The 23,796-nt window shown below is 43.6% G+C and carries 20 protein-coding genes; 13 read left to right on the top strand and 7 right to left on the bottom strand.

The features are described from left to right. The first annotated feature begins 355 nt into the window (after positions 1-355). Complete coding sequence (gene trpS / locus HMPREF1091_RS05080; protein WP_002563762.1) at positions 356-1,408, top strand: tryptophan--tRNA ligase; 1,053 nt, start codon at positions 356-358, stop codon at positions 1,406-1,408. A 139-nt stretch (positions 1,409-1,547) separates the two neighbouring features. Here the strand turns inward: trpS and HMPREF1091_RS05085 are convergent, their stop codons facing one another. The 7 genes from HMPREF1091_RS05085 to HMPREF1091_RS05115 all read right to left on the bottom strand — a co-directional run bounded on the left by HMPREF1091_RS05085 (position 1,548) and on the right by HMPREF1091_RS05115 (position 10,323). Next, positions 1,548-3,179, bottom strand: a complete 1,632-nt coding sequence (locus HMPREF1091_RS05085) for a YfcC family protein (RefSeq protein WP_074667908.1) — start codon at positions 3,177-3,179, stop codon at positions 1,548-1,550. A 452-nt stretch (positions 3,180-3,631) separates the two neighbouring features. After that, positions 3,632-4,627 carry an ornithine carbamoyltransferase gene (gene argF / locus HMPREF1091_RS05090; protein WP_002563764.1) on the bottom strand — a complete coding sequence of 332 codons (996 nt, stop codon included), beginning with the start codon at positions 4,625-4,627 and terminating at the stop codon, positions 3,632-3,634. Positions 4,628-4,749: 122 nt separating this feature from the next. Beyond that, positions 4,750-6,000: an arginine deiminase gene (locus HMPREF1091_RS05095; protein ID WP_002563765.1), complete on the bottom strand. Its 1,251-nt coding sequence runs from the start codon at positions 5,998-6,000 to the stop codon at positions 4,750-4,752. 553 nt (positions 6,001-6,553) lie between these two features. Beyond that, on the bottom strand, positions 6,554-7,996 hold the full coding sequence (locus tag HMPREF1091_RS05100) for an ABC transporter ATP-binding protein (RefSeq protein WP_002563766.1): 1,443 nt from the start codon (positions 7,994-7,996) through the stop codon (positions 6,554-6,556). Beyond that, positions 7,993-8,616 carry an energy-coupling factor transporter transmembrane component T gene (locus HMPREF1091_RS05105; protein WP_231289317.1) on the bottom strand — a complete coding sequence of 208 codons (624 nt, stop codon included), beginning with the start codon at positions 8,614-8,616 and terminating at the stop codon, positions 7,993-7,995. The genes HMPREF1091_RS05100 and HMPREF1091_RS05105 overlap by 4 nt, the downstream gene beginning before the upstream one ends. Before the next feature lie 50 nt (positions 8,617-8,666). Continuing rightward, entirely contained in the window at positions 8,667-9,260 is a 594-nt protein-coding gene (locus HMPREF1091_RS05110) for an MptD family putative ECF transporter S component (protein WP_002563768.1), read from the bottom strand. Positions 9,261-9,339: 79 nt separating this feature from the next. Continuing rightward, positions 9,340-10,323 (bottom strand): helix-turn-helix domain-containing protein, encoded by a 984-nt coding sequence (locus tag HMPREF1091_RS05115; protein ID WP_002563769.1) that lies wholly within the window; start codon positions 10,321-10,323, stop codon positions 9,340-9,342. Between the two features lie 179 nt (positions 10,324-10,502). Here HMPREF1091_RS05115 and rlmD point away from each other — a divergent pair, with 179 nt between their 5' ends. The 12 genes from rlmD to HMPREF1091_RS05170 all read left to right on the top strand — a co-directional run bounded on the left by rlmD (position 10,503) and on the right by HMPREF1091_RS05170 (position 23,721). Then, positions 10,503-11,831 carry a 23S rRNA (uracil(1939)-C(5))-methyltransferase RlmD gene (gene rlmD / locus HMPREF1091_RS05120; RefSeq protein ID WP_002563770.1) on the top strand — a complete coding sequence of 443 codons (1,329 nt, stop codon included), beginning with the start codon at positions 10,503-10,505 and terminating at the stop codon, positions 11,829-11,831. Positions 11,832-11,895: 64 nt separating this feature from the next. Further along, on the top strand, positions 11,896-12,468 hold the full coding sequence (locus HMPREF1091_RS05125; protein ID WP_196792754.1) for an RDD family protein: 573 nt from the start codon (positions 11,896-11,898) through the stop codon (positions 12,466-12,468). Positions 12,469-12,631: 163 nt separating this feature from the next. Then, positions 12,632-13,150: a ClbS/DfsB family four-helix bundle protein gene (locus HMPREF1091_RS05130; RefSeq protein WP_002563772.1), complete on the top strand. Its 519-nt coding sequence runs from the start codon at positions 12,632-12,634 to the stop codon at positions 13,148-13,150. 208 nt (positions 13,151-13,358) lie between these two features. Continuing rightward, positions 13,359-14,942, top strand: a complete 1,584-nt coding sequence (gene abc-f / locus HMPREF1091_RS05135; RefSeq protein WP_002563773.1) for a ribosomal protection-like ABC-F family protein — start codon at positions 13,359-13,361, stop codon at positions 14,940-14,942. Between the two features lie 104 nt (positions 14,943-15,046). Continuing rightward, the gene (locus HMPREF1091_RS05140; protein WP_035424589.1) at positions 15,047-15,466 is read left to right on the top strand and encodes a MarR family winged helix-turn-helix transcriptional regulator; all 420 of its coding nucleotides are present in this window, start codon (positions 15,047-15,049) and stop codon (positions 15,464-15,466) included. A 21-nt stretch (positions 15,467-15,487) separates the two neighbouring features. Further along, positions 15,488-16,147 (top strand): YczE/YyaS/YitT family protein, encoded by a 660-nt coding sequence (locus tag HMPREF1091_RS05145; protein ID WP_002563775.1) that lies wholly within the window; start codon positions 15,488-15,490, stop codon positions 16,145-16,147. A 154-nt stretch (positions 16,148-16,301) separates the two neighbouring features. After that, on the top strand, positions 16,302-17,648 hold the full coding sequence (locus HMPREF1091_RS05150) for a PTS transporter subunit EIIC (protein WP_002563776.1): 1,347 nt from the start codon (positions 16,302-16,304) through the stop codon (positions 17,646-17,648). Beyond that, complete coding sequence (locus tag HMPREF1091_RS08405) at positions 17,578-18,159, top strand: PTS sugar transporter subunit IIA (protein WP_196792755.1); 582 nt, start codon at positions 17,578-17,580, stop codon at positions 18,157-18,159. The genes HMPREF1091_RS05150 and HMPREF1091_RS08405 overlap by 71 nt, the downstream gene beginning before the upstream one ends. Before the next feature lie 21 nt (positions 18,160-18,180). Next, positions 18,181-19,638, top strand: coding sequence for a glycoside hydrolase family 1 protein (locus tag HMPREF1091_RS05155; RefSeq protein WP_002563778.1), 1,458 nt, complete (start codon positions 18,181-18,183; stop codon positions 19,636-19,638). 243 nt (positions 19,639-19,881) lie between these two features. Continuing rightward, a complete protein-coding gene (locus HMPREF1091_RS05160) occupies positions 19,882-20,157 on the top strand; it encodes a type II toxin-antitoxin system RelB/DinJ family antitoxin (RefSeq protein WP_002563779.1) in 276 nt (91 codons plus the stop codon). Between the two features lie 105 nt (positions 20,158-20,262). Further along, positions 20,263-22,062 (top strand): ABC transporter ATP-binding protein/permease, encoded by a 1,800-nt coding sequence (locus HMPREF1091_RS05165; protein WP_002563780.1) that lies wholly within the window; start codon positions 20,263-20,265, stop codon positions 22,060-22,062. Further along, positions 22,063-23,721 (top strand): amino acid ABC transporter ATP-binding/permease protein, encoded by a 1,659-nt coding sequence (locus HMPREF1091_RS05170; RefSeq protein ID WP_002563781.1) that lies wholly within the window; start codon positions 22,063-22,065, stop codon positions 23,719-23,721. The last annotated feature ends 75 nt before the right edge of the window (positions 23,722-23,796 follow it).

Below are 23,796 nucleotides of genomic sequence, written 5' to 3' on the forward strand. Positions count from 1 at the left end.
CTCTATTTGTGGGCCTTAAGTATGCACAATTTTCCTTAAACCACAAAATATTGTTGCTCAATTTATCTATAACCACAATATATGGTAGACGCTGAACAGGGGTTTTGTAAAGAGCTGCAGGTAGATAATTTGCGTCCAACACCACATATTGCGCTTGCAACCTTTTTCCCACACTCTTATGTCATGCACCACGAACCATGGGACGTTGGCTCCACATAATTTATCCACCAACATCCACCGATGCCGATAACCTTACTGTGCAAGCGCACACACTGACCGCAACCTTTATCTGCTAAATGCACTACACTAAGTAGGTTACCTGTTACATAATTGCACCAATGGTGAAAGGACTATTATGCCCAACGAGGGTAGTTACGAAGTTGCGCTTAAGCGCAGCAATGATATCCATCATGACATTGAATCTGGCAATGTTGCACCCTATACCATGCTTACGGGTGATCGCCCTACCGGACGCTTACACCTTGGCCACTACTTTGGCACCATTGCACAGAGGGTTCGTCTGCAAAACCTTGGTGTAGCCACCAATATTATTATTGCGGATTATCAGGTCATCACGGATCGAGATACCACGGAGCACATCCAGGACAATGTGTACAACATGGTTATGGATTATCTTGCCTGCGGCATTGATCCCAATAAGACTATGATTTTTACCCATTCTGCAGTTCCCGCAGCAAATCAGCTTATGCTTCCCTTCCTATCGTTAGTGACCGAAGCAGAACTCAAGCGCAATCCAACCGTCAAGGCAGAGCAGGCAGCCTCTGGCCATGCACTTACCGGCTTACTCCTTACCTATCCCATACATCAGGCCTGTGACATCTTGTTCTGCAAGGGTAATCTCGTACCCGTAGGGCGCGATCAGTTGCCTCACATTGAAATTACCAGCAAAATTGCTCGTCGCTTTAATGAGCGCTATGGCAAAGTGTTTCCCGAGGTATCCGGTCTACTCACCTCTACCCCACTACTTCCCGGTCTTGATGGACGAAAAATGTCCAAATCTTACGGTAACGCCATCTCTTTGTGCATGACCGAGGAAGAAACCGCCAAGCTTATTAAGAAGTCCAAAACAGACTCTGAGCGTGCCATCACCTTTGATCCCGAGAATCGCCCTGGCGTAAGCGCACTGCTTACCACCGCAAGTATCTGTACTGGCCGTAAGCCCCAAGAAATCGCAGAAGAAATTGGTATGGGCGGGTCCGGACAGCTCAAACGCTATGTTACCGAAGTGGTTAATAGTTACTTTGCTCCTATACGCGAGCGCCGTCGTTCATATGAGCAAAATCTTCCCTACATCAAAGAAATTCTGCATGAAGGCAATAAAAAAGCAAACGCCCTTGCCGAGAAAACCTTGGATGAGGTACGTGAAGCTATGGGTATGACGTACTAACGTTAATAAAATAGTTCTACATGCCGGTAAAGGTGAATGAGAACTTCTTATTCACCTTTTTCTTCACTGATTTTTGATTTAAAAAAACCGCCCCACTTAGGTGAGGCGGTTTATTACTCTATCTATGCGAGCGCGTAGCTTAGAGAACCATCATTGCGATGGTAAGGATGATGATGGAAGCCAAAGCAATGGTTCCAACAACCTTAATAGCAAACTTAACCCATGTACCGTACTCAATACGAGACAGAGCCAAGCCACCCATGATTGCACCATTAGTAGGAGTAATCAGGTTTACAGCACCGGAAGCTGCAGAGAAGATCATGATCATAACTGCAGGGTTGAAGCCAAGCTGCTGAGCCAGAGGTCCCATGATAGGCATGGACACGGTTGCCATACCAGAGGTGGAAGGAATGAGGAAGGACAGCAGGAAGTACAGCAGGTAGCTACCAACAGAGAAGACAACACCCGAAGTGCCTGCAAGAGCTGTAGCCGCAGCGTTCAAAACGTAGGTAGAAAGACCAGTAGAGCTCATAACTACCGATACACCACGGGAAAGAGCAATGATCATTACTACGGACATCATGTCGCCAGCACCGGCCATGAACTCATCAACGATTTCATGCTCGGAAAGGCCACCAACAACACCAATAATAATAGCAAGGAGCAAGAACCAAGTGGTGGACTCTGCAAAGTACCATTGACCAAGAGGGGTACCGGTCAAGAAAGAGGACCAACCAGCATTGTCGGTAACAGAAGTGGTAAGCGTACCCTTTACATCACCATCGAATGCAAGGTCACCAATCTTCTGATCCTTATAGGTGTCAATGAGATCGTCAGCCGTAATATCGGTAACTTCTTCGTGAGAAGCAGCATCAGAAACAAATACATTTACATTAAGGTCTTCCCAAGGTACGAAGGAAATAACCATGATGATAAATGCTGCAGCAAAAATGCCCAGAACAGCCTTCTGCTTGCCGGTAAGCTTAACGTCCTTGCCGGTCTCCTCAGAAGCGCCACCATAGGTAGCCTCTGCATTTTCAACCTCAGTAGCAGAAAGAAGCGTACGAGAAGGATCAGCCTTAACACGCTTTGCATACTGAATGGTAAAGAATACAGCGATGAGATAAGAAACAACCAAAAGGGCAACGCCCAAGAAGATAACGATGGACTGGTTAACCTCAATGCCAGCAGAAGTAAGAGCTGCTGCTGCTACACCAGTTGCAAAGGGGTTTACGGTAGAACCAAGGCAACCAACACCAGCACCAAGAAGAACCATCATTGCACCCGTAAGGGTATCAAAACCAGCAGCCATCATGGTTGCGGAAAGCAGAGCATAGAAACCTACGGTCTCTTCGCACATACCATAGGTGGAGCCACCAATAGCAAACAGAGCCATAAGAATAGGGATAAGCTTGATCTCATTGCCGCCCATCTTACGAACGAGTGTTGCAATACCATCATTAAGAGCGTTGGTCTTGTTTACGATTCCAAGGAATCCACCAAGAACCATTACGAACAAGCAAACGTCAATAGCGTCTGCAAAACCCCTAGCGGGAGCCATCGTGAAGTCACCGAGCGTAGCGCCGGTAACATCCGCAGTGGTGCCTGCTATTGCAATAGTAATCAGACATACTGCTGCAAGGATAATGAAGATGATGGAGAAGGATGTAAGCATCTCCCTCTTCTTCTTAGGCTGTGCCTGGTCTGCCATGACCGTTCTCCTTTCGTGAGAAACATAAGCAACAACGAACAAAAATAGAACAACTAAAATGCTGCCTATCACTTACATACTGATTTTTGCAGATTCAGTGCAAAAATGCACATAATATTTCTGACCGTTATTCAATAGTCGGTGAGCGTAGTTTTAACAACAACCTTGATTTTTAAAAAAACTTGTAGATGGACTTGAAAATAGCTTACTAGCATATTACCAGTACACTTTTCGTGTCCCTCTTTTTTTATTCTTTTCTAAAAAATAGTTGTAGTTTCATTTCAGTATAGTTTTATGCATAAATACTGCAGTTTTTCTCACTTTTATTGTATAAGTTAAGTAGCCGTTCATGGAACAGTTCTTGACATAGAAAGAAAAACATTGTCCGAAACTAAAGTTTAGCTCAACACATACATAACGCTGAAATAAATACGAGTAAGCATGGCACCTCTCTAAAAGACCTCCCTGGATTGGACCAAGGAGGTCTTAGTACCACTTATATTAGTACATGCTTACTTAAGGGTTGCGTACATTACAGCCTTAATGGTGTGCATGCGGTTCTCTGCCTCTTGGAAAACCTTGGAAGCAGGAGACTCAAATACCTCGTCGGTAACTTCCATCTCAGTGATACCAAACTTCTCAGCAACCTCAGCACCCTTTTTGGTGTTGGTGTCGTGGAAGGAAGGCAGGCAGTGCATGAAGATAGCATCAGGAGCAGCCATAGCCATAACCTCAGAGGTTACACGGTAAGGCTCCATCAGAGGAATGCGCTGCTTGTAAAGCTCATCGGGCTCGCCCATGGATACCCAGATGTCGGTGTAGATAACGTGAGCACCCTTTACACCCTCAGCAACATCAGAAGTAAGGGTAATGGTAGAACCATTCTCAGCAGCAATCTCGCGGCAAGTAGCAACAAGATCCTCTGCAGGCATGTTCTCCTCAGGACCGCAAGCAACAAAGTTCATGCCAAGCTTGGCGCAAACAACCATAAGGGAGTTAGCAACGTTGTTACGAGCATCGCCCATGAATACCAGGGTCTTACCCTTGATGTCGTTGTTGAAGTTCTCCTTAACGGTAAGGATATCAGCAAGCATCTGAGTGGGGTGGAAATCGTCGGTCAGACCATTCCATACAGGTACGCCAGCCTTATCGGAAAGCTCCTGTACGACATCCTGATCAAAACCACGGTACTCAATACCATCATACATACGGCCAAGTACGCGAGCGGTGTCCTCTACGGACTCCTTGTGGCCCATCTGAGAACCAGTAGGCTCAAGATAAGTTACGCCCATACCAAGGTCATAAGCGCCAACCTCAAATGCGCAACGAGTACGAGTGGAGGTCTTCTCAAAAATAAGAGCAACATTCTTGCCCTCAAGATAACGGTGAGGCACACCAGTCATCTTCATGCGCTTGAACTCAGCGGAAAGGTCAAGCAAGTAGTTAATCTCCTCGGTAGAGAAGTCAAGCAGCTTAAGGAAGCTGCGACCAGAAAGGCTTACACCCATAGATCTGATCCTTTCAAATAGAAAACAACAACCGGGAACTCCCGGATAGTACCTAATTAAACAGTACTAGTCCGGAGATGAGTGTAACTCACCCCCGGACCGAGACCTAGAACTCTATAAGACTAGAGATCCTCACGTACAAAAGGCATGCTCATGCAGCGTGGGCCACCACGGCCGCGGGAGAGCTCTGCGGAAGGTGCAACGAGAAGGTCAAGACCTTCCTTGTACAGTACGTCATTGGTAACAGAGTTGCGCTGATATACGCAAATCTTACCAGGAGCAACGCACAGGGTGTTGGAACCATCGTTCCACTGCTCACGAGCAGCTGCAACAGGATCGCCGCCACCGCAAGGAATGAGCTTAACAGCGTCAAGACCCATAGCCATTGCAAGAATGTGCTCGAGGGTGTCGTTCATCTCTTCGATCTTGATCTCGCCCTCAGCAGCACCCTTGGTGAGCTTGAATACGCGCAGCGTACCCATGATTGCTGGGTGGATGGTGAACTTGTCAACATCAATCTGAGTAAAGACGGTGTCAAGGTGCATGAATGCACGAGAGGAAGGAATGTCAAATGCGTAGATGGTGTCGATCTCGCACTCGTCGCCCTTCTCCCAGAACATGTTCTGAGCCATGATGTCAATAGCAGCAGCCTGGGTGCGCTGAGAAATACCAACAGCCAGGGTGTGAGCGTTGATGTTAAGAACGTCGCCGCCCTCGGTGTGAGCTGCAGAGTCACGACGGAACCACAAAGGAGCGTCATTGTACTCAGGGTGATCGCGGAAGATGTACTTACCGAAGAGGGTCTCGCGGTTACGAGTTACGGAGTACATACGATTGAGGTTAACACCCTTACCTACGATTGCGAAGGGATCGCGAGTGAAGTAGGTGTTAGGCATGGGGTCAATCAAAAGGTCAGACTCGCCATCGGAGTCATGACCAACAATCTCGTCAAGAAGAGCGGTGGAGTTGGTGGGAAGCTCAAGCTCATTCTTACGGATACCAGCAATAGACTTCTCTACAAAAGTCTGGGTATCAGTAATGGAGTCCATGAACTCCTTAACGGCTGCACGAGCGGTTGCACCATGAAGGCCAGACTCGTCGAGCCACTGATTAGTGAATTCCTCACGAGAACCAGCAGCGTCAAGTGCCTCAGCAGTCAACTTCTCGAGGTATACAACCTCAGCACCTGCCTCCTGAAGAAGCTCAGCAAACTTGTCATGCTCAGCCTGAGCTACCTCAAGAAAAGGTACGTCGTCGAACAAAAGACGACCAAGCTCATCGGGGGGAAGATTGAGAAGCTCCTCGCCAGGGCGGTGAAGGCAAACCTTCTTCAGAGAGCCAATCTCGCTGTGGACGTAGAGTCCGTTAGCCATTGTCCCTCCTCCTTTCAATGTCGCATCCCTGCGACGTATCTGGATTGTACATGCGTATGCATGCACCACTACCAACACGGCACCGTAGCACAACCAAGTACCACGCCCGTGGATTTACGATTATCAATATACATTCATTATTCAGTAATGCAACGAGAAAATCTGAACGGTATATTTGCGTCTGTTAACGGTCTTGAAATACTAAACAACTCATAAACTAACCATATATCCAGCATAAACTATGAGAATTAACTGGACTTTCTATTTTTCACTTGAAATTTCATTTATCTTTTTTGTAATTTTTCGTCCTGAATTTACACATTTCTTACAAAAGTTTTAGGTATTTCGAGAATTTCAGAATATTCAAGATATTGGGTAATTTATGCAATAAATACTAGTAATCGGATATTGCGATTTTTGTTTATTACCCCCTATTTTCTTGTAATGGGGGCCTTACATGCGAACAAACCAGCTTATAAACAGAAGCTAGTACTCATTTATACTCTGCTACAAATGTTTGCTTTTACATGTACAAGTAATTGTCGTTTTTACCCTATCCCTGTAATAGATCTAAAATTTTTTCCTTATCTTTTAGGGTGGAAAACTCTTTAAAAGAATGCCCATCTAAATGCAAAACCTTATTACAGGCAGTCATGAGGAACTCATAGTCATGAGAAATGATAAGAACAATTTTCTGTTTTTCCTGGAGTCGCTTCATTCTCTCTGCAATAAGCCGCATATTGTTTGCATCTAATCCACTTGTAGGCTCATCAAACAGATAGACATCCCTTTCCAAAAGCTCAGCTACTGCAATGGTCAAGCGCTGCTTCTGACCACCTGACAGAATTTGCGGATGTAAGGCTTTTACTGTCTCTAAATGAAACTGACGTAGGATTTCATCTGTATCGGCCTTTGGATTGCTTAGACGCAGTTCATCTTCAAGAGAAACCTCAAAGAGGTTGCTGTCAGTATTATTTGATAGGTAATAAATCTTTTTCTTTCTTTTTGATCTCGTTATGCGCTGCCCATTAAGGACTATGCTGCCCTTTTGTTCCTTAAGCAGGCCGCTTACTAGTTTACATAAGCTGCTTTTTCCAACACCGTTATCCCCTATGATTCCGTAGACATTGCCACTCTTAAATGAATAGCTGAGGTTGCTTATGAGCTTTTTATTCTTATACGAAAAACAGAGCTTATCTAACTCCAGTACCTTTGAATTGAGTTCTTCTCTTGAGATTGCTTGTCCAACAACACGATCTAGGTCATATGCTCTCAGTCCCGCTGTTTTGAAGAAATCATTACTACTTGCAAGAAGTTCTTTTTCTGAAAAAGAGGCTTTGATCTCACCATTCTCAAGGTAATAATAGGTATCGACAAGCCCCTGTAAATAGTAAATTCTATGCTCAGAAATCACCATTGTTTTTCTTTGCGCTTTTAATGACAGCATCAATGCTCTTAACGCCTCTACGCTTTTCATATCAAGATTAGCCGATGGCTCATCAAAAACATAAATTGGTGGATCAAGAGCATTTATAGAGGCAATTGCAATTTTTTGTCGTTCACCACTTGAAAGGTGAAGGAGCTCTTTATCAATCAAATCTTCACCATTAATTGAAGAGAGTGCCTCTGTAATCCTTTTTGCAATTTTTTCTCGGTCTACTCCATAATTTTCTAAGCCAAAGGCAATTTCATCAGCTACGTTATCTGCAAAGAACTGACTTTTAGGGTTTTGAAAAATTGAACCGACTCGTCTTCCTATTTCATAGAGTTCCCTCTCACGGGGATTCATGTCTCCTAGTGCAATGTTTCCGCTTACATTCCCAGCATAAAATTTATATGCAAGCCCATTTAGTATTCTTGTTAGTGTTGTCTTTCCGCATCCACTGGCCCCAATAAGAGCGACCACCTCTCCTTTTTGAATTTCTAAATTGATATTTTTGAGTATGGTTTTAGGATTTTGATTGTATGAAAAACTAAGCTGATCAAGTGTAATCACCCTATCATCGCCCCTTCCATAAAGTACAGACCAACTGTACAAAGAACAGCTAAGGTGACTACAACAGCATCAACCTTTCTGAATTTTATTTCTCGCCTTGAGCTGTGCTTCCCGCTAGCAGAGATTCCCCTTACTTCAGATGCAGCTGCTAGTTCCTCGGCAATTTTGGACGCAGAAAACATCATAGGAACAAACAAATATTCCATCATTACCAGCGGTTTTCTAAAAGAGAGCAGTCCTCGTAAGGTAAGTGAATCAATAATCTCCGAAAACTCGCTCTTTACCACAGGAAAAAATCTCATCATAAAAATCAGTGGCAGAGCTATATTCCTGTGGACTCTCATTTTCTTCATTACGGCCATGAGCTCGCCTGGTGATGTTTTCATTATTGGTATAACAGATAAAACAATAACCAGGGTCCTCATAACTATAAAAAGAAACATATCCGGAAGAATAATCCCAAATCCATTTCCTTTTGAAGCCAGCCGTAGAGCGCTGATAAATATGAGTGCAAGCATGATTTTTACGCTCGATTTGCCATATCCTACTATGGATACATAGAGCAGAAGAATAACAGCCAGTAGAAAAAGTACAGTATCTTTGGACAACATTGCCGCCAAAAATACTGTACTTACAAATACCGCTATTTTGGAACGTAAATCCAAATGCATTATTGGAGTATGCCTATCTTTTTAAAGTGTTTCTCGGTCATTTTATTTCCTAAATAGCATCCCAGTACGGCCGCTACTGCAGTCAATGCCAAAGAAATAAGCACCCACTTCTCATCCGTATAATACTGTGTTTGAATTTGAACCTGCTCCGAAGATACTCCCGTTTTAAGAAATGCATCTTTAAAGAACCAAATTTCACTCATTCCATGAGCTGCTCTTGTAAGCGAGGTAATAATCCAAGCAATCGTAATTCTTTTTACATTCCTATAGCTATCAGTGCCTATCATAGACAACTCTGCCAGAATGCCACCGCCTAAAAACCAGGGAAACATAAACGGTCCCATAAAGAGCGTTGCTAAAACTGCTTGCAAGATATTGTAAATAAGGGCAACCCCAGGCTTCCCAACTTTCATTGCCATGTATACGAAAAAGGGGCCTAAAATTAATGCCGTAAACACCGCATTAAAAATCATGTTAAAGAATAGTGATGCCCCCGTTACCATGGAAAACGCTATAAACACTACAATCATGATTGCAGAAAAGATTCCTATGGTTGCCAAATCCTTTACGGATAATTTCTTTGTGCTTTCCATAAACATTCCCTTCATTGTGTCTGTAAAGATAAAGGCAATGTTTATTGTTAAGGCTATCTAACTTTAATTTCTTGCTAAATCAGACTGAATGTACTGTTTTAGACATCTTTCTATACGCAGAGGGCGTAAGGTTGTACTTCTTTTTGAACGCGTTAGAGAATTTAGAGTGATCAGTATAGCCAACTTGAAGAGCAATTTGGGTAATGGGAAGAGCGGAATCTTTTAATAAACTCGCAGCCACCTCCAAACGCTTTTTGATTATGGTTCCATTGATCGTTTCACCGTAGATGCTCCTATAACAGGTTTTCATCGTCGTACTCTTTATATGAAACTCTTCAGACAAAGTTTTATACGTTACGGTCTTATCAAAGTTTTGCAGTACGTACTCGTGGATCTTTTTAACAATGTCAGTATTGCTTTTCACAAAATACTGCCGGTTATTGTCACTATGGAGCAGCGTATTTTTCACCGTTATAAGATACAAAAACAGTTCTTGAAATTTTACTTGTAGGTACTCGACGATAATATCGTCTGAAACGGTATACATTTCAGAAAAAATATGCTCAATCTCAGCTGTAGCCCGCTGTAAAAATAGTTTATCTTCGTAACAAATCTCTTGTAGGACAGACTCGTAGTTTATTCCAAACACTCTTTCTAAACAGTGTATTTCCTCATCAAACTCTGAAGGTGTTATACAAAAAGTAACACCGTGATAATGACTTATAGGAAAGAAGGATTCTTGAGAGCTATTGCTTATTACGTTGATAGCAAAATCTCCGGCTTCCATATAGGTTATAGTTCCGTCTCTTAGCACGCATTCAAATCTGCCTTCCCTACAATGGTTGATCTCATACCTTTTTACCGTGTGTAAGACATCGGGAAGGGAGCTTGTCATTTTTGCTACATGGATATCGTTATAAAATACGCTGACCCCTTTAAAAATTTGGTACTCCGTAATGACATACGTACCATTTTTCAGATCACCATACTCATAAACCTTGCCTTTTGAGGATTCTATTACTTTTTTCTTATCTCTTCCGTAAAGATGACTCATGTAGTCCATAGTGATTACCTTGCATCTCTTTTGTGCGGTATCGTTGCGGTATCGTTTTCTAACGATACTACTCTAATAAATTGTTGATTTGTTTATTGGGTAGCTCTGATTCATGCTTTTATCGAACGTTTTGCAATAAAATACTCCAACAGCGATACGTTTTATATTCCCTAACAGATGGATTCACCATGGCAGAAACACTCACACTCACAATTGAACGAATGATGTATGGAACAGATGCCATAGCACACGATACCACTGGTAAAACCATCTTTGTATATGGCGCTGTACCTGGCGATACGGTTTGCGCACAAATTACTTCTTATGGCAAGACCTATAACAAAGCACGTGTGGTCAAGGTCTTAGAAGCTGGACCTTATCATCGTGAAGCTGCGTGCTCTGCCGCTGAACTGGCAAGCGGCTGTCCATGGGCTCAAATAAACTATGATCAGCAGCTGGTGGCAAAGCGCGCCAATGTTGTAGATGCCCTCACCCGTATTGGCCATTTTGATCCACTCTACACAGAGGAGCTTGTGGATGCATGCAACTCCCCTTCCGATGAATGGGAGTACCGCAACAAACTTGAGTTGGGATTTGAACGTAAGGGAGGTCGTGCACAGCTTGGCGTGCACGCTCTTAACACCAATGAGCTGATCAAGCTTGACCAGACCTTGTTGTTGCCAAAACAGCTTGCAAAGCTACCTAAGGCAATTTCGGGCGCACTCTCCTACCTATCCAACTCGCATGATCTATCTTTTACGCGAGTAGGTATTCGAGCATCTAAACGCACCAAGGATGTAGAAGTCGCTTTATGGACAGAGCCTGGACCATTCCCCCGTGCCCAGGTTGCACGCGTGCTCAACGACGCAGCCAAGCTTACGAGCGTGGTTCGTGTGATGAGTAAGGGCCGTACAAAGGCACGTAAGATTGCCGGTGTGGAGCGCCTAAGCGGTAAAGGTTTTTGGACTGAGAAAATCGGTGAAGAAACCATGCTTTTATCGGCACCCTCTTTTTCCCAAGTGAACACGAAAGGTGCAGAGCGCTTAGTTGAGCTGGTAATGGAGGGACTCGACCCTCAAGCAGATGATGTTGCTATGGATCTATACAGTGGAGCGGGCACCTTTACCCTCCCCCTAGCGCGTGCCTGTTCTTTTGTATACGCCGTAGAAAGCTATGGTCCTGCTGTAAAGGATTTACGTCGTAACATGCAGCAAGCAAGGCTAGATAACATTGATGCTGTTGGCGGTGATGCCGCACGTGAGTTCCCGCAGGGTGAAGCAGATATTATCGTAGTAGATCCACCGCGTGCAGGATTGGCTCCTGAAGTCATAGAGCTTCTCTGCAAACAACCTGCTCGTTCCATAGCCTACGTGTCATGTGATCCTGCAACGCTAGCGCGTGATGTAGCGCGTTTTGCTGCGGATGGTACCTTTGCTCCCGTTCGTATTACGCCCGTTGATTTGTTCCCGCAAACTTTTCATATAGAGTGCGTGTGTTTGCTGTCAAGGGCGGACTAGCTGGGTGCAGATTAGGCTTTGTGTAGCTGGGTTTTATGGTGGCTATTGTTAAAAGGTGCAGCTTGTGGCTGCTTTAGGCGGGATGATAACGGATGTTAGCTGTAATTTTGCTGTTTGTGGAAATATGTCAATAGCTTGGGGTCGAGTGCACAAGATGGATATTGGTGAAAATGCACCCACCTGCACCCATCCTACTGGTGTAAGAAAATATAGCTCGAAAGGTAAAATAGGGTGTAATCATATGTGCGAGGAGAGATACATTACGCTTATTAAAAATAATCCAATATCATTTAGAAATCGCATGAAAGAATTGCGTTTTGACTATCTAGTTGTCCTTTTGTATTTAGCATTGTTATTCGGAGTAACCATGGCAGTTTATCACCTGTTTTTTAAGGGAATTCCGAAAATGAATGAGACACAGTCGCAACTCATTGCTTTATTGACATCAGTTATTCCGATTATTCTAATTTTTGCTTATTTGGATTATGCAAAAGATGGCAGTATTGGTAAACGAAAAGCTAGTCTAAAACTCGTCTATAAACGTAAATCTTTTCAATCAAGCGTTATAAGAAACGTAATCAAAATTTTTACCATGGCAACTAGGACATATGAGTACGATTCATGGAATCTATACTGACTTTGACATATGGGCTATCGTGCTGTTTTTTATGAGCATCGGATTTGCTGTGCTGTTGTTATTAACGGGTTTCATGCGCAAGGATAAAAGACATTTGGGCGATTTATTGGCGCATACGCAAGTACAAAATCAATAACAGACTAGAGATTTAAGAGGTGATTATATGAGGATCTATAGCAATAAGGAAGAACTGAAATCAGAGATAAAGAAGACCTTTGAGAAATACATTGCTGAATTTGATGCTATCTCTGAGGCGTTAAAAGATAAGCGTGTTGATGAGGTTGATCGGACACCAGCAGAAAATCTCGCCTATCAAGTCGGCTGGACGACCTTGCTTCTTCAATGGGAAGAAGGTGAGAAAAATGGGCGGAAGGTAAGTACTCCGTCTGATCAGTTTAAGTGGAATCAACTGGGTGAACTATACCAGTGGTTTACTGATACCTATGCCCACCTGTCACTAGAAGAGTTGAAGACCAAATTAAAAGAGAATATTGCTTCCATTTACGCAATGATTGATGACTTAAGTGAGGAAGAATTGTTCAAACCACATATGAGGGTCTGGGCGGATGAAGCGACCAAAACAGCCGTGTGGGAAGTGTATAAGTTTATTCACGTGAATACCGTTGCACCTTTTGGAACATTCAGAACCAAGATCAGGAAATGGAAAAAGGTAGTACTGTAGAAAAAGGAATCCAGGAACCTATTTGTTTTTATCAGGATATTTAGGTTTGGAATCGCTGGAAAGGTGACTTTTATCAAGCGATATAACGGCACATGCTACAATAACCATTAGTAATTGTTTTATGAAGGTATCAGAAGATGGCAATCAATAAATCCTTTTCTAGATAATGAGAGAGGTTAAATCCTCTCGGTATGTATAAGGAGGATTTATGATACATGTTGATGCTTTAACAAAAGTCGTAGGTACAAGAACTTTATTTGCCATTGACCATCTAGCTATTAATATCTATGACAAGATTGGCTTAATTGGCGATAACGGTACTGGAAAAACCACATTTTTGAGGATACTTTCAAACCTTGATACTGACTATACAGGGCATGTTCATGCGGATACTAAAATTACTTATTTGCTTAATGATTCGGATGATACATTTAGTTGCGTAGATCAGTATGGATCTCAGCAGAATAGTAGTCCAGGCGAGCGGCAGAGACAAAAGCTGGAGGATCTTTTAGCCGACAATAGAACCTTTGTGCTTATTGATGAGCCAACATCCCATCTGGATAGTAAGCAAAAAGATGCATTAGCTAAGCGTCTACAATCTCGTAATAAGGGATTTATTCTCGTTTCCCATGATCGAGATTTTATTAATCAAACATGTACGATAATTTTTGAACTGATACACGGGAAAATTGAGATTTATAATGGCGATTATTCATTTTACTTATCAGAACGAGAAAAGCGCAATACGTTTGCTGAGCGAGAATATCAGAATTATACAAAAGAAAAGAAGCGTCTTTTACACGTTGCAAATGCGATAAAGCAGCAGTCTGCAAAAGTAAAAACCACACCAAAAAGGATGGGTAATTCAGAAGCTAGGCTGCACAAAATGGGCGGTCAGCAAAATAAGAAAAAGCTCGACAAACAGGTAAAAACTACTTTGGAGAGAATGAATCAGCTTGAAGTGAAGAACAAGCCCTATCAAACTACTGCAATCAAGCTTAGTATGGATGAGCGAGAAAAAATTCATGCGAAAGTGATCATTAAGGCAGAAAATCTCAACAAAAGCTTTGATGGTAAGGTCATTTTTAAGAATGCCAATTTTACAATAGACAATATGAGCAAAGTCGCTTTACTGGGAGATAACGGTACCGGAAAAACAACACTGCTTAAGATGATTCTTCACGGGGAAGTTTGGACACATCCAAACTTACGAATTGGTTATTATAGTCAGCTGGAAGAAACACTCGACTGCATAAAGACAATTCTAGACAATGTTTTGCCTTACTCGATCTATGACCAGTCAATGACGAGAATAATTTTAGCTCGTTTAGGTTTTAAAGCAGATGATGTGTTTAAGCAAGTGCACGTGCTTAGTGACGGTGAAAAAGCGAAGGTAAAATTGGCGAAGCTTTTAACGGGTGATTTTAATTACTTGATAATGGATGAGCCAACTAACTTTCTAGATCTTCGTACCATAGAAGCCCTAGAAGATTTACTTCAAGGCTATGACAGACCATTGCTCTTTGTAACGCATGATGTGTCTTTTATCAATACGGTAGCGAATTCTTTGTTGCTTATCTCAGATAAAAAGATTACTGATTTTAAAGGCAGCCTACAAGAATTCAATGAGAGAAGTATCCGACCGAAAGATAGCAAAAAGCAGGATGGGTTTCTCATTGATTTTAGATTGGCCGCAATTAACAATCGACTAGCTTCGCATATTTCAAAAGGAGAACGAGACGAGCTATTAGCTGAATACAACGATCTTATAAAACAGAAAAACAAAAGTTAGGCTCTTAGAATATTCTTGAAAACACCAGCTATAAATTTCTCTTGACATAGTGACATATCGTATTATTATATAGTTTGAATTCAAACTATATAGCGGTGATACCAGTGACGGATAATTTCCACTTTCAGTTGATGCAATTATTTAACGGTCATAACCAAGTTCTGCAAAAAGAGGCTAGAACCCTGGGGCTTTCCCCTGGCCAGCCAAAGATTCTTGAATGTTTAGATTCAAAACAAGCACTTTCTCCAAAACAGATCGGAAAAATGTGCATAATTGATAAGGCGACAATGACGAGCCTTCTAGAAAAAATGGAGAAAGACGGTCTTGTCATACGTTTTGCTAACCCCGCAGACAAGCGTTCTGTTCTTATTAGCCTGACCGATAAGGGCATGGGTCTGGCAAAGCAAATCAATAGCTCCTACAGCAATATAGACGAAACGGTCCTGTCCTGTCTTTCGACAGAAGAGAAAGACCAGTTTCTTGGCTGGATCAGGCTTGTCGCATCGAAGTATATAGAGGACTGATCTTATGAAGGGAGGATTACGATGAACAGAACCCTTAGTCGCTGGTTTTGGTTTACCATCGGGCTCATCATTAATGCATTTGGCATCGCCTTTATCACCAAGGCAAATCTTGGAACGTCCCAGATTTCGAGTATCCCCTATGTGCTTTCACTAAAACTTCCCGTATTTTCATTTGGGATAATGACTTTCTTTATCAACATGCTGTTTATCTTGGTGCAGATTCTCTTGCTTAGACGAAAATTTCAGCTTCTACAACTTTTGCAGATTGTAGCAAATGTGCTGTTTAGCGCTTTTATCGATATTGGAATGATGACTCTGTCTGGGCTTAACCCAGCCGGATTTTTGCAAAGGATTCTCTGTGTGCTAGTCGGATGCATCATTCTTGCCTTCGGGATCTGCGTAGAAGTCGCACCAGATGTTGTCACGGTTTCTGGTGAAGGTATTGTAAAGGTAATCGCTCGGGTGTCCCATAAAGAGTTCGGACAAATAAAAGCCGCTTTTGATATCACGCTGATTGTAATTGCCTCCGTGCTCTCCCTCATCTTTTTCCATACGCTCTACGGCATCGAAATCGGGACTGTTATTTCCGCATGTCTGGTAGGACCTATTACGCTCATTTGCAAGAAAGTTCCACTTGTCCAGCATATCCATATTCTTTCACTGCAGGCATCCGAATCATAGATAGCAAAAAGTACCTGTGCTTATCACGATATTTAAAAATACATTAATAAGGAATACCTATTCATAGCAAAAAGAAACCATAGATTTCAATAACAGATTGGATACCCCTGTTAGGCAGTCTCTAAGCTGAAAGCATATGTATAAGGAGGACAGTATGGATTTTCAGCAGTTGGCAAAGCAAGTTGTTGAGGATATCGGAGGTAAAGATAATATCCAATCCTTAACTCACTGTGTAACCCGACTTCGCTTTAAGCTCAAGGATAGAAGTCTGGCGGACAAAGAGGCAGTGAGTCGGATTAAAGGCGTCATCAATGTAGTAGAGCAAGGCGGTCAATTCCAGGTTGTCATAGGTAATGAAGTAACAAAGGCCTACGACGCTGTAGTGGAACTAACCGGCATTCAAGGACAGGCCATCGATGTGGTGGAAAAGGATGACCTTAAAGTCAAGGGCAAGTTCTTGGACATAGTGATTGACTTAGTAACATCCATTTTTACACCCATTATGCCAGCCTTGATTGGTGGCGGCATGATTCGTGCCCTACTGATGATTTTGCTTCAAGTTGGGGTTTTGCAAGAAACGAGCGGCGCTTACATAGTCATCAACGAGATTTATGTTGCTATCTTTTCATTTTTACCGGTTTACCTTGCTTTTTGTGCAGCCAATCGCTTTAAATGTAATGAGATGCTAGCTGTTGCTCTTGCTTTGACCATGGTGAGCCCAACTATCGTAGCAACCGTAAAAGATGGTACAGCAGCAAACTTCTTAGGTCTGCCCTTAACCGTTCCTGCTGGTGGCTATGGTGGCGGAGTCTTCCCCATCATCATCAGTGTTTGGTTCTTGAGCGTGGTGGAGCGCTTCTGTAATAAACACATTCATCCAATGGCGCGTAATTTCCTCACCCCCATGATTGAGCTGGTCATTACGGTGCCCATAATGTTCCTTGTTTTTGGTCCACTTGTAAGCGTTTTGGAATCTGCTGTTGGAGATGGCTACCTTGCCCTTCAGCATGCAAGCCCACTCTTAACAGGAATTTTGCTCGGTGGTTTATGGCAGGTCTTGGTGGTATTTGGTCTGCACTGGGGTATTGTTCCTATTGGCCAAATCAATCTGGCTCAGTACGGTCGTAACACTATCGGAGCTATTATTGGACCGTCTAAATGGGCACAGGGTGGCTCAGCTCTTGGAGTTGCTCTTCGCAGTAAAGATCCAGACATCAAACAAAATGCTTTCTCAGCTGGTTTGACCTGTATCTTTGCTATTTCAGAGCCCGCTGTATATGGCGTTAACTTGAAGTACAAGACACCATTTTATATCGCTCTTGTTATGTCTGCGCTTGCTGGCGGTATCTGCGGTTTAGGAAATGCAGCGCAAGTCGGCGGCGGTCCTGTTGGAATTTTCAGCTTCCCCCTCTTCCTTGGAGAAGGTTTCTTTGTATTTTGTCTTTGCTATGATTTTTGCCCTGCTGGCATCCTTTATCGTGACCTACTTCTTTGGTTATGACACAAAAAATGACAATTTGCCTGAAGATACTACGGCAGAAAAGCCTGCTCGCAAGGGCGAGAAGAAAACGGTGTATGCACCACTCTCCGGTAAAGTTTTGCCTTTGGATCAGATTCCTGACCCCGTCTTTGCGCAAGGTGTTATGGGTCCTGGCTGTGGCATTGAGCCCAGTTCGGAAACGGTTTGCGCTCCTTTTGCAGGAACAGTAAGCATGGTGGCTGCTACCAAGCACGCCGTTGGCTTGACAAGTGAGGACGGCATGGAGGTCTTGATTCATATCGGACTCGATACCGTCAACATGAACGGGCAAGGTTTTGAAACACATGTAACAGCGGGGCAAAAAGTGAACCTGGGTGATAAGCTCATTACCTTCTCAGCTGCAGAAATTGAAAAAGCAGGCTACTCACGGACAGTGGCAGTTATTCTCACCAATGCCGATGAAGCTGGTCAAGTAAGCCTTAAAGCCGAAGAGACCGTTCAGACAAGCGATGTATTGTTATCCGTTGACTAAGATGACGATAAAAGGATAAACATGGGATTTCCAGAGACATTTTTGTGGGGCGGAGCAACAGCCGCTAATCAATACGAGGGAGGCTACCAGACGGGCGGTAGGACACCGTCTACTTTGGATGCCATTACCGCAGGAAAATACAAAGTGCCTCGGATGGTGACCTTCAAGCGAAAAGACGGAAGTATAGGCACGGTCACTCGAGAGGATGCTTTGCCAGAAGGAGCGATTGGCTATATTGATCCTGATCGCTACTATCCAAGTCACCAAGCAACAGACTTTTACCACCACTACAAGGAGGATATTGCTCTGTTTGCGGAAATGGGCTTTAGATGCTTTAGATTTTCCATCTCTTGGTCTCGAGTCTGTCCCAATAGCTTAAAAGAAGTCAATCCAGAAGGACTTGTCTTTTATGATGCGGTGATTGATGAATTGCTAAAGTATAAGATTGAGCCTGTTATCACTCTCAATCACTTTGATATGCCTATGCATCTCGCAGATAGCTATAATGGCTGGGGCGACCGTAATGTAATTGATGCGTACCTTTTCTTCTGTGAGGTTCTGTTTACTCGCTATCGTGATAAGGTTCGCTACTGGATGACCTTCAATGAAATTAATATTTTGCGGGCTTGGGCTCAACTAGGGATTCATGACAATGGACCTCAAGGACGCTATCAAGCAGCTCATCATGTCTTTGTTGCAAGTGCCAAGGCGGTTTTACTGGGGCATTCCATCCAGCCAGATTTTAAGATTGGAATGATGTGTTGCTATATTCCCACCTACCCCATGACCTGCCAGCCAGAGGACGTCTATGAGGCCCTCAAGGAAGACCGTAAGCGCAAATTTTACATGGACGTCCAATGCCGAGGTTATTATCCAGCGTATCAGCTCAAAGAGTTTGATCGCTTGGGAGTTACCATTGAAAAAGCTCCTGAAGATGACGAGATAATTCGTCAGGGAACGGTGGATTATATCGGCTTTTCCTACTACAACTCAACGGTAGCAACGATAGATACCAACGCAGAAAAAACCGAGGGTAACCAAATTCTTGCCTATAAAAACCCATATCTCAAAACAAGCGATTGGGGTTGGGCAATAGATCCCTTGGGCCTGAGGATTTCTCTCTGCCGTCTGTATGAGCGATACCACCTTCCACTCTTTATCGTGGAAAATGGTATCGGAGCAGTTGATACCGTGGAAGAGGATGGTAGCATCCAAGACGACTATCGAATTGAGTATTTTCGCTCCCATATCCAAGCTATGAAAGATGCTGTTGAGATTGATGGAGTGAATCTTTTGGGATATACCCCATGGGGCTGCATAGATCTTGTCTCTGCTGGGATGGGAGAAATGAAGAAGCGCTACGGTTTTATCTATGTCGATATGGACGACGAAGGTAAAGGCAGTCTCAAGCGCAGCAAGAAAAAATCTTTTGACTGGTATAAGAGAGTCATTGCTAGCAACGGAGAAGACTTAGGATAGACCATTAGGATAGGCTAGCATTTTACCTGCTCAAATCCGTATGATTTTCGAATAACGTATCGCAGCAGTGCGATACGTTATTTTTTACTTTCCAGAACGGTTAATTTCTTACGATTGTCATAACGGATATAACTCATACAGCTTTATATTTAGCGCAAAACACGCCTATTATATACATAACACGCACATAACCATTGCTTTTTGCTATATTATCTTATAATGAATTACAAAGGAGGAACCACTATGGCTAAAGTCAGCACTAATATCAATCTGGATGCAGATCTCAAACGCTCTGCACAGGCTTTACTAAAAGATCTTGGAATGGATCTCACAACAGCAGTGACGATTTTCCTTCGTCAGACAGTTCGCGATCAGGGGATCCCCTTTCAAATCACCCGCAATGTTCCCAATGCTGAGACTATATCCGCTTTACACGAATATGAAGAGATGAAATTGCATCCTGAGAACTATAAGCACTATGCAAACTTTAAAGAGGCAATGGAGGATGTTCTCGCATGAGTTTGCAAGTACGGTGATGAGCTGATCTTATTTCTTAACCGCACAGGGTCACATGCCGATCTCTTTGGTATGTAAGACAGCTCATTCAAGTCAACAAGGAGTATGATGACCTACACGCACACACGTTTAAACGTGTGTGCGTGTATCTATAAAAAGCCAGAAGGAACAGCAGGTATGTTTGATAAGCGCTTACTTAAGCTCTGCCAAGAGGCAAGGCTATATATCGCCGGAAATATTTTCTTCCAATGGGTAGAGTTGCTGCTTAATGCAGCAATGATTTATGTGATTAGCAATGCAGTCCAAAGGCTCTATCTAAAATCCTGGGGCACACAAGAACTGTTGCGCCTTGTTCTTATCATCATATGCTTTACTATCGCACGTTTTGCAACAACAAAACTGGCGACAAAAATGAGCTACCTCGCATCCCGCAACGTCAAAAAAACGCTACGCGAAAAGATATATAAAAAGCTCCTTGCGCTTGGCGGAAGCTGGCATGACAAAGTAAATACCGCAGAATTGGTACAAGAAAGCGTAGAGGGTGTTGAGCAGCTTGAAAACTATTTTGGACTGTATCTTCCACAATTCTTTTATGCATTTCTAGCACCAATTACGCTCTTTGTGCTGTTTGGACTTTACGGGAGTTGGACAGTCAGTGCCATACTGCTGGTTTGCGTACCCCTAATTCCGGGGGCCATTATGATAGTGCAAAAGATTGCCAAAAAGCTTCTTAGTACATACTGGGATCAATATACACAGCTGGGAAGCACCTTTCTTGAAAATCTACAGGGCATGACAACACTAAAAACTTACCAGGCGGACGCATGGAAAAATGAGCAGATGAACGCTGAGTCGGAGCACTTTCGCAAGGTGACCATGGCGGTACTCACCATGCAGCTCAATTCCATTATCGTCATGGACTTTTTAGCGTATGGCGGAGCGGCTCTCGGCATTATCCTTATCGTAAAATCCTTCATGGATGGAAGCCTTTCTCTTGCAAGCGGCTTGTTCATGATTCTGTTGTCGGCAGACTTCTTCCTGCCTATGCGCAAGCTGGGAAGCTACTTCCATATAGCCATGAATGGCATGGCCGCAAGTGACAAAATTTTTACGTTCTTAGACCAAACAGAGCCAAAACAAGGGACTCAGACTGTCTGCGGCAGGAATATCTCTGTCAAAAATCTCGGCTTTTCCTACGATGGAAAGCGAGAGGTATTGCACGGTATTGACATGGAGATTCCGGAGCAGAGCTTCATTGGGATTGTCGGTAAATCTGGTAGCGGCAAATCAACCCTTGCCCGCCTTCTTATGAGAAGAAGCCATCCAACCTCTGGTGAGATCCAAATAGATAAAACGCCGCTCGAAGCCATTTTGGAAGAAAGCCTCATGGAGACCATAACCTACCTTGGTTTTGGAAGCGTCTTTTTTAAGGGAACGGTGTACGAAAACCTAGCGCTTGCTATGACAAAGCCAGACGAGAAGCGCATGTGGCAGGTACTTCATGATTGTCAGCTTGACGCTTTTCTCCACACCCAAGACGGGCTACAAACGCAACTTCTAGAAAACGCCTCTAATTTGTCGGGCGGGCAAAGACAACGCCTTGCACTGGCAAGAGCAATTTTGCACGATACACCCATCTATATCTTTGATGAAGCCACCAGCAACATAGATATAGAGAGTGAAGAAGCTATTTTAGATGAAATACGTCGTATGGCTCAAAGCAAGACAGTCATTATGATCTCCCACCGTCTTGCAAATGTTGTCTTCGCAGACACCATTTACTGTATGGACCAAGGCACCATAGTTGAAAGCGGAACTCACAATGAGCTGCTCAAGCAAAACGTTACATATGCTGGGCTGTGGGAAACGCAACAGATGCTAGAGCAGTATGGAAAAGAGGCTCTGTAAATGAATCGTCAATCAAAAGCAAAAGTCCTCTTTAGGATGCTTGGTCTAGTAAAGCCGCTTGCTGGCTGGATGGTACTTACTGTTTTGATGGGGACCCTGGGATTTCTTGCGGCACAGTTCATTCCCATTCTTGGTGCATATGGCATTTTGTGTGGACTGGAAAACCGTGCCTTCTCCCCTCTTTGGCTGCTTTGGGCATCATTGATTGCCTGTGCTCTTTTGCGAGCCGTGTTTCGCTTAATAGAGCAGCGGACAAATCACTACATCGCCTTTACCCTGCTTGCCATCGTTCGCGATAAGGTATTTAAGGCGCTCAGAAAACTCTGTCCTGCCAAGCTGGAGGGACGAGACAAAGGAGATCTTATTAGCCTCATCACTTCTGACGTGGAACTGTTAGAGGTCTTTTACGCTCATACCATCTCGCCCATCTGCATTGCTGTTCTCACATCGGGGATCATGTGCGTCTATATTGGCCATTTTCATTGGAGCCTTGGGCTGCTTGCCCTCGTTGCATTTTTGGTCGTTGGAGTCGTACTTCCTCTTGTGATTTCAAAGCAAAGCGGGACGGTGGGAGATGCGCTTCGTGCCCAATCGGGAGAGCTGGCAGCATTTATGCTAGAGAATATCCGCGGTCTGGACGAGACAATACAATATGGTTGTGCAAATCAAAGACTGACAGCCATAAACCAAAAAACGGACGAGCTCAGCAAGCGTCAGGCCCTGCTCAACCGTCTTACGGGCACCAACCTAGCTCTTGCCAACACACTGATTCTTCTCTTTGATGCGGCAATGCTGCTGCTTTCTGGCAGCTTGTACCTCAACGGTACAGTGGGATTTGACGGTTTTCTCATCCCTCTTATCGCACTGATGTCCTCGTTTGGTCCGGTTATTGCACTGGCAAATCTTGGTACAACCTTGCAATCCACCACCGCAGCCGCTTCCCGCGTACTCAGCCTTTTGGACGAGAAGCCCCAAACGCAGGACATAACTGGGAGAGAAGACATTTCCTTTACTGGTGCAGAACTGCGTGACGTATCGTTTTCATACAGTGGAGAAACAATTCTGGATCAGCTATCGGTTTCGTTTCCCAAAAATACAATTGTTGGGATAGTGGGAAAATCTGGCTGCGGAAAATCTACTATGATGAAGCTCCTTATGCGTTTCTGGAAAGCAAACAAGGGCTCAGTGAGCATTTCCAATAGAAGCGTGGAAGAGATCAACACATCTAACCTGCGCGCCATGGAAAGCTATATGACCCAGGACACGCAGCTGTTCATGGATACCATTGCAAATAACATTAGGATAGCCAAGCTTTCTGCCAGCGATAAAGAAGTAGAGGCTGCCTGTAAAAAAGTGGCTCTGCACGATTTTATTATGACGCTGCCCAAAGGCTATGAAACACAGGTAGGAGAGCTGGGCGAAACCCTCTCTGGTGGTGAACGTCAGCGTATTGGACTAGCACGAGCCTTTTTACACGATGCACCCTTTATGCTGCTTGACGAGCCTACCAGCAATCTGGACAGCTTAAATGAGGCGCTTATTCTGCGTTCATTACGCGAGCAAGCAAGCGATAAAACCATTGCTCTTGTATCGCATCGCAAAAGCACCGTACGTATTGCAGACACGGTGATCTCTATGGAACAGGGAAGAATTTCGTAGCGCATTCGCACAAAATATAGCTTGGTTTTAGCTCTCCGACTCCTCCTGAGCTTTAACCTACTGAGCTTTAATAAT

This window comes from Atopobium minutum 10063974, assembly GCF_000364325.1.
In the GTDB taxonomy this organism is placed as follows: domain Bacteria; phylum Actinomycetota; class Coriobacteriia; order Coriobacteriales; family Atopobiaceae; genus Atopobium; species Atopobium minutum.